This window comes from Gordonia sp. UBA7860, from assembly GCF_002500165.1.
Lineage (GTDB): Bacteria > Actinomycetota > Actinomycetes > Mycobacteriales > Mycobacteriaceae > Gordonia > Gordonia sputi.
Genome location: NZ_DLSO01000171.1, coordinates 1 through 11,409, shown reverse-complemented (window position 1 = coordinate 11,409; position 11,409 = coordinate 1). Strand labels below are relative to the sequence as shown.

General features: G+C 64.2%; 9 protein-coding genes. 2 read left to right on the top strand and 7 right to left on the bottom strand.

Translation table 11 applies throughout. From position 1 onward, the window contains the following. Together B3T59_RS20960 and treY are read left to right on the top strand one after the other, a co-directional pair. The coding region (locus tag B3T59_RS20960) for a glycogen debranching protein (protein ID WP_287005037.1) at window positions 1–1,332 on the top strand (1,332 nt) is incomplete at its 5' end. Beyond that, window positions 1,329–3,752 carry a malto-oligosyltrehalose synthase gene (treY, locus tag B3T59_RS20955; RefSeq protein WP_287005036.1) on the top strand — a complete coding sequence of 808 codons (2,424 nt, stop codon included), beginning with the start codon at window positions 1,329–1,331 and terminating at the stop codon, window positions 3,750–3,752. The genes B3T59_RS20960 and treY, both read left to right, overlap by 4 nt. On the opposite strand, the gene B3T59_RS20950 is transcribed toward treY, so the two are convergent. From B3T59_RS20950 to B3T59_RS20920, 7 genes are all read right to left on the bottom strand, one after another. After that, window positions 3,717–4,682, bottom strand: a complete 966-nt coding sequence (locus B3T59_RS20950; RefSeq protein ID WP_287005035.1) for a hypothetical protein — start codon at window positions 4,680–4,682, stop codon at window positions 3,717–3,719. The genes treY and B3T59_RS20950 overlap by 36 nt on opposite strands. Window positions 4,683–4,802: 120 nt before the next feature. After that, a complete protein-coding gene (locus B3T59_RS20945; RefSeq protein WP_287005034.1) occupies window positions 4,803–5,975 on the bottom strand; it encodes an MlaD family protein in 1,173 nt (390 codons plus the stop codon). After that, window positions 5,963–7,135 (bottom strand): MlaD family protein, encoded by a 1,173-nt coding sequence (locus tag B3T59_RS20940; RefSeq protein ID WP_376782676.1) that lies wholly within the window; start codon window positions 7,133–7,135, stop codon window positions 5,963–5,965. The genes B3T59_RS20945 and B3T59_RS20940 overlap by 13 nt, the downstream gene beginning before the upstream one ends. Before the next feature lie 104 nt (window positions 7,136–7,239). Continuing rightward, window positions 7,240–8,373 carry an MCE family protein gene (locus tag B3T59_RS20935; RefSeq protein ID WP_376782677.1) on the bottom strand — a complete coding sequence of 378 codons (1,134 nt, stop codon included), beginning with the start codon at window positions 8,371–8,373 and terminating at the stop codon, window positions 7,240–7,242. Next, window positions 8,367–9,347 carry an MCE family protein gene (locus tag B3T59_RS20930; protein WP_287005031.1) on the bottom strand — a complete coding sequence of 327 codons (981 nt, stop codon included), beginning with the start codon at window positions 9,345–9,347 and terminating at the stop codon, window positions 8,367–8,369. The genes B3T59_RS20935 and B3T59_RS20930 overlap by 7 nt, the downstream gene beginning before the upstream one ends. 8 nt (window positions 9,348–9,355) lie before the next feature. Continuing rightward, on the bottom strand, window positions 9,356–10,390 hold the full coding sequence (locus tag B3T59_RS20925) for an MCE family protein (RefSeq protein ID WP_049698215.1): 1,035 nt from the start codon (window positions 10,388–10,390) through the stop codon (window positions 9,356–9,358). Next, window positions 10,387–11,409 (bottom strand): MCE family protein (locus B3T59_RS20920; protein ID WP_287005030.1); only part of this gene is annotated, 1,023 nt, incomplete at its 5' end. The genes B3T59_RS20920 and B3T59_RS20925, both read right to left, overlap by 4 nt.

Genomic DNA, 11,409 nt, shown 5'->3' with positions numbered 1-11,409 from the left:
ATCGAGGTGATCCTCGACGTGGTCTACAACCACACAGCCGAGGGCAACCACCTCGGTCCGACCGTCTGCTTCCGCGGCATCGACAACGGCGCCTACTACCGACTCGTCGACGGTCAGCCCGAGATGTACATGGACTACACGGGCACCGGCAACAGCCTCAACGGACGCCATCCGCACACGCTGCAGCTCATCATGGACTCGCTGCGCTATTGGGTGCTCGAAATGCACGTCGACGGTTTCCGCTTCGACCTCGCGTCGACGCTCGCCCGCGAACTGCATGACGTCGACCGCCTGTCGGCCTTTTTCGATCTGGTGCAACAGGATCCGGTGGTCAGCCAGGTGAAGCTCATCGCCGAGCCGTGGGATATCGGCGAGGGCGGCTATCAGGTCGGCAACTTCCCGCCGCTGTGGACAGAGTGGAACGGCAAGTATCGCGACACCGTGCGCGACTATTGGCGCGGTGAGCCCGCGACGTTGGGAGAGTTCGCCTCTCGGCTCACCGGTTCGTCAGATCTCTACGAGTCCACGGGCCGACGGCCGTCGGCGAGTATCAACTTCGTCATCGCGCATGACGGCTTCACGTTGCGAGACCTGGTGTCCTACAACGAGAAACACAACATGGCCAACGGTGAGGACAACCGTGACGGCGAGAGCCACAACCGGTCGTGGAACTGCGGCGTCGAGGGTCCCACCGACGATCCGGAAGTGAACGAGCTCCGCGCGCGCCAACAGCGCAACATCCTCGCGACGATGTTTCTGTCGCAGGGCACCCCGATGCTGGCGCATGGTGATGAGATCGGTCGTACCCAGCAGGGCAACAACAACGTGTACTGCCAGGACTCGCCGCTGGCGTGGATGGATTGGTCTCTCGCCGACAAGAATTCAGACCTTCTCGCGTTCACCCGCAAGGCCATCGACCTGCGAACCAAGCATGCGGTGTTCCGACGTCGACGCTTCTTCGCGGGCAAGCCGATCCGGTGGGGGGAGGACATGCTCGACATCGTGTGGCTGACGCCCTCGGGCGAGGCGATGACGACCGCCGACTGGGACAGCGGATTCGGCAAGAGCCTCGCAGTCTTCCTCAACGGCAACGGCATCGCGGAAAAGAACGAACGCGGTGAGGTCATCTCCGACAACAGCTTCATGATCTGCTTCAACGCACACTACGAGGACATCGAGTTCACGTTGGCCTCCGAACGGCTCGGCCACGAGTGGGAGGGCGTCTTGGACACCACACATCCGCAGGGCGACTCCCACATCGAGTCGGCGCCCTGCGGCAGCACGGTCACGATCGGCGCGCGTTCACTCCTCGTCTTGCGCACGCTGGCATGACGAGAAGCGATCGCCAACCCCCGATCGCCACATACCGGGTACAACTGACACCGGATTTCGACTTCGCCGCCACCATCGGCATCCTGGATCACCTTGTGGCGCTGGGCATCAGCCACATCTATCTGTCACCGATCGGGACCGCCATGCCAGGGTCGACGCACGGCTACGACTGGGTTCCACCACCCCAGGTGTCTGCCACACTCGGTGGCCTCGAGGGGCTCCGCGCACTCCGGGTCGCGTCGTCCGAGCGTGGCCTCGGAATCATCATCGACATCGTGCCCAACCACACCGGTGTCGCCGAGGTGATGCGCAACCCGTGGTTCGCCGATCTACTCCGGCGCGGCTCCGGCTCGCGGTACGCGTCGTACTTCGACGTCGATTTCTCGTCGGAGAACGGATGCGACGGCAAAATCGCGATCCCCGTGGTCGCCTCCGACGGCGACCTGTCGCCGCTGACCGTCGACTCGCACGGCGTGCTGCGCTATTACGACCACGAATTCCCCACCGCACCAGGAACTCTCGGTGGTAGCGCACAGGATGTGCATGCGCGCCAACACTATCGGCTGGTGCCGTGGGACAGCGGCCTCATCGGCTACCGCAGATTCTTCACGGTCAACGAGCTCGCGGGCCTACGCCAAGAAGACCATGAGGTCTATCGCGCAACGCACACCTGGATCAACGAACTCTTCGACGCCGAGCTCATCGACGGCCTACGCGTCGACCATCCCGACGGACTCTGGCAACCGATGGCCTACCTCGACGAGTTGCGAAGCGACATCGGTACCGACTCGCTGCTGTACATCGAGAAGATCCTGGCGGCCGACGAACAACTCGAACCGACCTTGCCCGTCGAGGGGACGACCGGATACGACCAGATGCGGATCATCGACGCCGTGTTCACCGCACCGTCGGGAGTCGTCGAACTCGACGAGATCCACCTGCGCGTCACCGGCGTACCGGGTGATTCGCATTGGCTGCACACACAGGAGCACGAACGCAAACTGCAGACGCTGCACGAAAAGTTCGGCAGCGAACACCGCAGATTGGTCCGCGCGATCACCCATTCTGATCCCGACGCCGATTCGGACGCGGTCGCCGAAGCGACCGCAGAGCTGATCGCGGCGCTGCCCGTGTACCGCGCCGACTATCCGTCGCTGCGTCCCCTACTGATCACCACCGCGACCGAGATAGCCGCGCGCAGAGCAGATCTCGCCGCTGCCATCGATACCGTGATCAGTGCGACAACGCACGACGGTGCCGCGAGTTCTCGGCTGGCACAGACCGGCGGTGCCGTGACGGCCAAGAGTATCGAGGACAGCCTCTTCTACCGGACAGCGCGACTCGTCTCGTCGCTCGAGGTGGGTAGCGACCCCGCCGACCCCACCATGAGCCTGCAGAACTTCCACAACCACAACGCGATTCGTGCGGTGCAATGGCCATTGGCCATGACGGCGACCAGCACGCACGACACCAAACGCGGTGAGGACGTGCGCGCTCGGATCGCGTTGCTCGCCCAGGTACCCGAACGGTGGTCGCTCCTCGTCGACGAGCTCTGGTCGAATTGGCCCCCGCCGGATGACCTCACCGGCTACTTCCTCTTGCAGAACATCATCGGCGTCTGGCCGATCGGCGATCCCCCCGGCAGCGCGACCGTCAGCGACGAACTCCGACAGCGCCTGTACGACTACGCGCGCAAGGCGACGCGGGAGGCCGAACTGCACACGTCGTGGACCGACGTCAACGAGGAGTTCGAGGGCCAGATCGACGCCTGGATCGACGAGATCACCAAAGGTGCTGCAGCCGAGTTGATCTCACGTTTTGTCTCGCGGATCGCCTCGGCGTGGGAGCAAGAGGCGCTGGCACGCAAGGCGATTGCGCTTCTGTGCCCCGGCGTACCGGACATCTACCAGGGCACCGAGTGGTGGGACGACTCGCTCGTCGATCCCGACAACCGCCGCCCCGTCGACTACGACCGTTCGCTCGATCACCCCAAGGCGCGGGTCGTGCGTGCGGCACTCGCGGTACGCGCAGCACGTCCGGCAGCATTCGATCGCGATAGCGGTTATCTACCGCTCTACGCCGACGGGCCGGGCGCCGACCACGCGATCGCGTTCGGACGCGTCGTCGACGAGGTGCCCGAGGTGATCGTCGTGACGGCCCGATTCACCCACAGCCTCATCGACGATGCGGCACTGACCTTCCTCGACCTACCCTCCGGGACCTGGCGCGATGTGTTGTCGGACAAGGTCTATCGGGGCGTCGCAGACCTCGGGGAACTGCGTGCCGCGAACCCTGTGGCCATCCTGGTCCGTGCAGGCGACGGTGACACCTCTGTGGCAACCGGCGCGGCGTCGGCGACTGGGGCCGACGTCGCCGCGGTTGGCTCAGCCGCCGGGAGCAGGAGCAGGCGCGGCGGGTGATGGCGCGGCCGGCGCGGGGCTCTGCGAACCGCCCTGCGTATCGGCGGCCGGACCGCTCGCTCCTTGCTGCTGCCCCAAACCGGCCTGTGCCCCACTGAGTTTGGACACCTTCCAGGAACCGTCTTCCTTCACCAGGTTGAGCCAGACGAGCATCAGCTCCTTACCGCCGCTGGGCGCGATCGTGCTCGTGCCGGACACCTCGACGAGCACGGCCGTCGAGGCACGATCGGCGTCGAACGACTCGACCGACACCGACTTGACCGTCGGAGTGGCCTTGACGTTGAGATCGCGCAGCGCCTTGGAGCCGTCAGTCTGCTCACGCTCGAGATTCTGTCTGAACTCTCCGGTACTCAGCGGCCCCAGCAGGGTCTTCATGTCGCCGACGGCGTCGGAATTCATGGTGCTGACGAGTTTGACGGTGAAGACCGACGACGCCGACTTCGCATCATCGAAGGCAGCCAACTTCTCTTGGTCGCGGTAGTAGCCCCAACCGAGCAGTCCGACACCCACGATCAGCGCGACAACCACGATCCCTGCGAGCACCTTGAGAATTCCCGCGGCGCTGATGGTGACGGAGACCTGGCGAGAACCCTTGCGCTCCTTCTTCTCCGGCTCTGCCGCGTCGCCTGATGCACCGCCCTCGGCCTTCTGAGCGGCGGTCTCCTGAGGGGTCCCGTCGGCGGCTGCGCTGGACCTGCGAGCCGCCGCACGCGCACTCTTCGTCCGAGGAGCCTGCCGCTCGGTGACATCGTCCGACGCTGCGGCATCTGCCTTCTCGGCATCTACCTTCTCGGCATCTATCTTCTCGGCGCCTGTCTTACCGGTGCCGACTTCTTGCGCGTCGTCGGTGTCGATCTTGTCGGTGCTGTTGTCGTCGGAGTCGATCTTGTCGACGTTGTTGTCGTCGGTGCTGTTCTTGTCGGCTGTCATGTGCTTCCAGTTCAGTGTGCTCGCCCGCCCCGGGTGCGGGCGCGATGTGCGGCTTCGCGGGTGGATTCGGCCGTGGTCGTCACGGCGGCCACACCGTCGTATCCCGGCGGTAGACCAGTCCTATCCCAGCGGTACCGTCCGTGCGTTCGGGTCGGCTCCCAGTGCTGGTCCCGCGGTGTCGTCCCCGGGAGGTCGGGGCGCGTTGGCCGAACCTCGGATCTGCTGGTTCTTGTCTTCGGTGACACAGTACAGATTGGTCGGAATCACCGTTTCGAGCACCTTGGTCGGGCGGATCGGGGTGACCGCGTAGTTGCAGTAGGGCCGCGGGAAGATCGACGCCATGACCCACCACGCACCGTCGTGGAACATGTCCTGGCTGATGTAGGAGGCGTCGCGGATCGACGGCAGCAGGGTCGCCAGAGCGGGTGCGCGCAGTGCGCCCTGACGCGCGATGTCTGCGACCTGTTGGACCACCCCGGTCAACGGATCTCGGATCTGACTCAGTGAGCCGCTCAGGCTGGTGAGCTGGGCGGGTCCCTTGCCGAGCAACGTGTTGAGTTCTCCGTTCGCGGCAACGGCAGAGTTCACCACTGCACTCGCGCCCGACACCGCCGTCCCCAGGTCGGGCTGGACGTTGGCAGTCGTGGCGAGGATCGTACCGGTCTGCTGGATGAGTTTCGTGGTCTCGGGCAGCACCCGACGCAGGTCGGTGAAGACCGTGCCCGCGGCGTCGAAGAACACTCGGAGTTGATTGGTCTGCCCGGCCTCCGGGGTCAGCGCGGTGTCGAGACTCGACACTGTGGCACGGAGTTTCACCGGGTCTATCTGACTGATGACATTCAACGACGACTCGAGCAACGCCGGGAACGGCGCGGTGACGTGCGTCTGATTGACCTCGATCGTGTCGCCGTCGGTGAAATAGGGACCGCTGCTCGTCGTGGGCGTGAAGTCGACGTACTGCTCGCCCGCCGCCGACAAGCCCAATGCCGATACCAGGGAATTCCGGTTGATCTTGACGTCGTCGTCGATGGTGAGGTTGGCCTGCACCGACTGCGGTTGCACCCGGAGCGACTCGACCTTTCCGATGTTGACGCCGCGGAGCGTCACACGTGAACTGTCTTGTAGTCCACCGGAAATCGGGAAGTTGACCGTGAGGTGGTAGGAGCCCTGCCAGGGACGCCAACTCAGCGCACCGAACCCGATGTAGGCGAGGCCGACCAGCATGACGACGACGAGCCCGATGTTGCCGAGCAGACTCGGGTGCTTTCGCAACCAGGTGATCATCCGCAGCATCCCTTCGTGCCGCTCAGTTGCGCAAGAACCCGGGTCAGCGTCTGCTCGAGCGACTGCCCACCAGCCTGGAGGTCTTGCAGTTCGGGCAGTCTGCTGGCCGAATCGAACCCGAATCCCGTTGTGAGCCAGTACAACTTTGCTGAACTCGCAACAGAGTTGCCTCGAATTGTCTTGGCGAACTTCGGCGTCAGCTCACCCAGATTGCGCGACACCGGCCCGAGAATCGGTGGTATGTCGCGCAATTCGGCGGTCAGGGTTCGCAAACTCCCGACCAGCGAGACGAAGCTGTCGGAATTGCTGCCGAGGAAGTCATTCGCCGCATCGGTGACGCTGTTCGTCTTGTCGAGCGTCGACAAGATCAGGTTCATCTGGTCGTCGATGGTGTCGATCGCCGGGCCGAGTTTGTTGATGGCCGCCATGATCTGCGGTCGACCCGCGGCGAGATCCGCGGTCAGTACGGAGGTGTTGCGGAACGAACGGTCGACCTCGGCGGAGTTGGCGTTCAGTCTGCTGATCGCGGTGGTGAATTCCTTGATGGCGCCCTGCAGATTGCCGGGGCTGCTCGGTCCGCCCGCCACGGCAGCGCTCAGCTCGGTGACGATCTGCTGCAGCGACCCCAGCGATCCCCCGTCGACCACTGCGGCCGCGGAGACGAGGATGTCCTCGACGGTCGCCGCAGCCGACGTCGGGCCGGTGAGCACCGTGCCGTCGGCAACCGAGGGACCCGATGCGTTCGCCGGAGGCATGAGAGCGACGAAGACATCACCGAGGGGCGTCGCCTGTCGCAGTTGCGCCCCGGTACCCGCGGGGATCTGCGCGTCGCCTGCGACCTTCATCTGCACGATCGCGGTGTAGTCGCGCACCGCGATGTCGCTGACCTCACCGACGTCGGTGCCGTTGAGTTTCACCTTCGCGCGGGTCGGCAGGTTCAATGCGTTGTCGAAGTGCGCGATGAGCGTCTTGCCGTCGCCGATCCCACCGGGAGCAGGTAGCGGGAGCTGTTCGACGGTGAGGCCGGGCATCGCGCTGCAGCCGCACAGTCCGACGGTCGCCGCGACGATCAGCGTGAGGATCGCCGGGACACCTCGACGCGCGTCGCCGCGTCGGCGCTTCCCCTGCGTCCGACCCGACTGCGTCCGACCCATCTGCGTCCGAGTCATCTGGGTCCGAGTCATCTGGGCCCGACGCATCGGCCGCAGATGTTCCGCGATCGCGGCGCGCGAGATGGGCGATCGCGGTCTGCCCAGCGTGATCGTGTACTGCCTCATTTGCTCATCTCCAGCAGACTCGAGAACACGCCGAGGTCTGGCCCGAAATCCTTGAGCTGGCCAGTTCGGCAGCCGTTCTTCTGCAGGTTGATCGACTGGCAGAATTGGTTGAGCGCCTCACCGTCGATCAGCGACTTGTCAAGGAGCACCTGCAAGCGCCACGCGCGTTGCTCCGGCGATACAGTGTTGGCCAGGTTCTGGAACAGCAGCGGCGCGACGTCGATCGTCTCGACCACCTGACGCGAGTAGTCGCTCAGATTGCGCACCAGCGCGCTCAGTCTGCCCGTCGAGTCGCTGATGGTCGTCGAGTTGTTGCCGAGGAACTGCGACGTGTTGAGCAACGTCTGATTGAGATCGTCGAGTGTCGCCGTCAGCCCAGGAGCTTGTTGCCCGAGCATTGACGCCACCTGAGTGATCGACGACGAGAACTGCTTCATCTTCGGGTAATTCGCGGTCAACGCGCCGGTGAGCTTCTGCGTGTTCTTGATGATCTGCGTGAGCTGATCTCCGTTGCCTGCGAAGACGTTTGTCGCAGAACCGAGTTGGTTGATGGCCTCGCGGATACGTTCGCCGTTTCCCGACGTCGTTCCCGACGTGATGTCGACCAGATCTGCGATCGGCCCCTCGCCTGCCGTGTCGGTACTCAGCGACGACACCAGACGATCGACGGCGTCGAAGAGATCACCGACAGCTACCGGACTACGCCCCTCGTTCTTGAGGACCGCGCCGTCTGTCAGTTTCGGCCCACCGGAGTACGTCGGCGTCAACTCGATATGGCGCGTGGTGACGATGGAGGTGTTCACGATCGCAGGCGTCGCGTCGACCGGGACGGGGATGTTCTTGTCGATGCTGAAGGTCACCTTGACGCGATTGCCTTCTTGCTCAACGGAAGTCACCTGGCCGACAGGCATTCCGAGCACAGCGACGTCGTTGTCCTTGTACAGGCCTGCGACGTTGGCGAAGTAGGCGGTCACCTGGATCTGCGACCCGACGGCCACCTTCCAACTGGCCGGGACCAGTGAGCACCCGGAGAGAAGCGCGACAACCAGGACGGTCAGCGCGACGATGATCGTCGGCCTGCGCCAGTGTGGATGCGTGTTCACGTGTCGACTCGTTCCCATGCTCAGCACCCATCCACCACACGCGCGGTACACAGCCAGTTGTCGGGGAAGAGACCCCATGGGAGATATCCCCTGGAATGCGGGCCGTCGGCCATGATGTTGTTCAGCACGCGCGTGGTGACCGGAAGTATCTGCAAGAGCTTGCGCAGATTCTCCAGGTTTTTCTGGAGGCCCTGGCTGATCGTGTTGAGGTTGGCCAGGATCGGCGCGAAGCTGCCGCCGTTCTCGGCGGCGACAGCTCGCGTCTGATCGGTCAGCGCCGCAACGCCGTCGAGCAGTTTGGTCACCAAGGCCTCACGCGCGACGATCTTCTGAGCGAGTTGCCCGCCCTGACCGACGATGACCGCCAATTGCGTCTGGGTGTCGTTCACCACCGTGGTGACGGTGTTCGTGTCGGCGAGCAGTTGGGTGATCTGGTCTTTGCGGTTGGTGATGATCTTCGACATCTCGACCAGCGAGTCGATCGTCGGTCGAGCAAGTGCCGGGGCGTCGGAGAGCTGCGCATTGAGCGTCGTGATGCTCTGCGCCAACGCCTTGTCGTCGACACCGGCGATCACCGGGGTGCCCACTTCAAGGGTCTTCTGCAGGTCGTAGGGGACAGCGGTCTTGGCGATCCGACCGTCGGGCGCAGGTTGCGACGAATTGCCCAGTGACACATCGACGTAGCGCTGACCGAGCAGCGTCGACATTTTGATTTCGGCCGAGCCGTTTGACGTGACATTGACCTCGCGATCGACCTTCATGGTGACCTTGACGTGATCACGCTCCAGCGAGGTGTCGGCCACCTCTCCGACGTCGATTCCCGCGACGCGCACCTTGTCACCCGGCCGGATACCTCCCGCCTGCGCGAAATCGGCTGTGTACGACTTCTTTCCGATGTGCGCCTGCCCGATTCCAGTGACCAGCAGAATGAGCGCCACGATCACGGCGGCGCCGATGACGCCGTACCACGTACGACGGTGCCGGCGGAAGCTTCTTCGCATGCGCCCACTCATTGGCACACCGGTGAGTGTTTGGTGCCGCCGATTTTGTTGAGGATTCCCGGCGGGAGTAGGACATTGCCGATCGAGATGTCGAGATCGCACGCGTACACGTTCAGGTACGCCCCCTCCTGCATGGCCTTCGAGAGAAGAGCGAGGAACTTGGGCAGATCGATCACGGTCTGGTCGAGCGCCGCTCCCGCCGAGATCAGTCCATTCGTCGCGTACCTGGTGTTGTTCGCGGCCGCGGCCAGGTCGGTGCGTGACCGACCCAGAACATCTGCGAATCCTGCTGCGGTGCGCCCGACCTGGTCGACGGACTTGCCCAGCGCCGCCGAGTTCGCGTTGAGTTTCTCGATGAGCGACGCGACGCTGGTCACGACCCCGGTGAGCTGACTCTTCTGTACCGAGAGGTCGCGCATCACGCCGCTGAGGTTGTCGATGATCGCTCCGATCACGACGTCGCGGTTGGCCATGTCAGAGGCAAGTTTGCTGATCTGCGCAACGGTGGTGTTCAACGACACGGTGTCGCCCTGGAACGCCTGCACCAGCCCGTTCGACAGCGCGTTGACCTGCTCGGGCTGCAGCGTGTCGAACACCGGCTGGAATCCGGCCAACAACTTGGTGACGTCGAACGAATCCTGCGATGGCTGCTGCAGCGTCGATCCGGGAGACAACGGCGCCTCGGACGCGGCGTCGGTGCGCGAGAGCGCGAGGTAGCGCTGTCCGACGAGGTTCTGGTATCGAATTGCCGCCTGCGTGGTGGTGAACACCGGCTGGTCCTGTTGCACCTCGAACGTCACCTTGGCGCGTCCGTGGTCGAGATCGATCGACTGGACGCGTCCGACGCGAACCCCGGCCATACGCACGTCGTCGCCGGCGAGGAGCCCCGACGTGTCGTTGAAATAGGCCGAGAAATCCCGTGTCGGTCCCGGCACGGAACGCTCGAGCGTCGAATAGATGATGTACGTCAGCAATAGCGCGACCAGCGCGAAAATGGTGAAGCCTATCAACGGCTTTCGGATCGATCCCTCAACCGCGCTCATCGTCCTCCCCCAGTGCCGTTGCCGTCGCCTTCTCGTTCGAGTGACACCGACTGCACGAGCGGGCCGAGCATCAACGTGTCAGCGGCACGCGGCACGCGGTCGAGTGCCGTCGTCAACGTCCGGTTGTCAGCGCTGGTCGTGACCGCACCCGCCGACGACCGGTCGGCATTCGATCCCTGCTGGTTCGACCCCTGCTGGTTCGATGCAGGCGCGACGAGCAGCGGTCCGGAACTGGTGGGGCCGGTACCTGTTCCCGGTCCGACGCATCCCGGACCACGCGCCTGACCATACGGCCCACCGTTGTAGACCGGGCAGTTGGCACGCGAATAGTGCTGCAGCGCACCGAAACTGATGCCGATGTTGACCTGCACGAGGCCGTTGAGCCCGGTGAACACCGTGACCGCCTTGGCGGCCAGTTGATTCAGCGCCGTGAGCGCCTGCGGAAGCGAGTTCGGCTCCAATGTCACCGCGCCGATCATCGTGTCCAAATCGGGAACCAACCGCTTGGCCACGTCGCCGTTGCGCGCGAACAGGGTCTGCGCCTGGTCGAGCGTGCCCGACGCCGCGGTGAGGAGCGCGGTGAGGTCACGTTGATGTGATGCGATGGTCATCGCGGGGATGATGCTGCGGCCCAGCGTATTCAGCAATTCGGGCGCCGACTTCGCCAGTCCGAGTACCGAATCGTTGAAGTTGTCGAACCCGGACGGCGCCCCCGTGGGGAACTGCGCGTTGATGGATTCGAAATATGTCTTCAGTTCGCCGGAGAACATCCCGAACACCGCGCCACCGCCGCGAAGTGCGTCCGCGATGGTGCCGAGCACGGCCGCCAATTGCTCGGGAGGCACAGCCGTCAGCAGCGTCTGCAGATCGTTCTGCGCGTCCTGCAGTTTGATCGTCGCAAGTGACCGGTCGGCGGGAATGGTCGCGCCGTCGGAAAGACGTTCTTGTGCTGGTTGTTCCGGGGCCACGAACTCCACCGAGTTCACGCCGAACAGATTCGACGGCACGGTCCGCGCCGT

Coding starts and splice junctions, on each gene's coding strand:
- treY (WP_287005036.1), top strand. CDS start 1,329: ATGACGAGAAGCGATCGCCAACCCCCGATCGCCACATACCGGGTACAA.
- B3T59_RS20950 (WP_287005035.1), bottom strand. CDS start 4,682: ATGACAGCCGACAAGAACAGCACCGACGACAACAACGTCGACAAGATC.
- B3T59_RS20945 (WP_287005034.1), bottom strand. CDS start 5,975: ATGCTGCGGATGATCACCTGGTTGCGAAAGCACCCGAGTCTGCTCGGC.
- B3T59_RS20940 (WP_376782676.1), bottom strand. CDS start 7,135: ATGACTCGGACGCAGATGGGTCGGACGCAGTCGGGTCGGACGCAGGGG.
- B3T59_RS20930 (WP_287005031.1), bottom strand. CDS start 9,347: ATGCGAAGAAGCTTCCGCCGGCACCGTCGTACGTGGTACGGCGTCATC.
- B3T59_RS20925 (WP_049698215.1), bottom strand. CDS start 10,390: ATGAGCGCGGTTGAGGGATCGATCCGAAAGCCGTTGATAGGCTTCACC.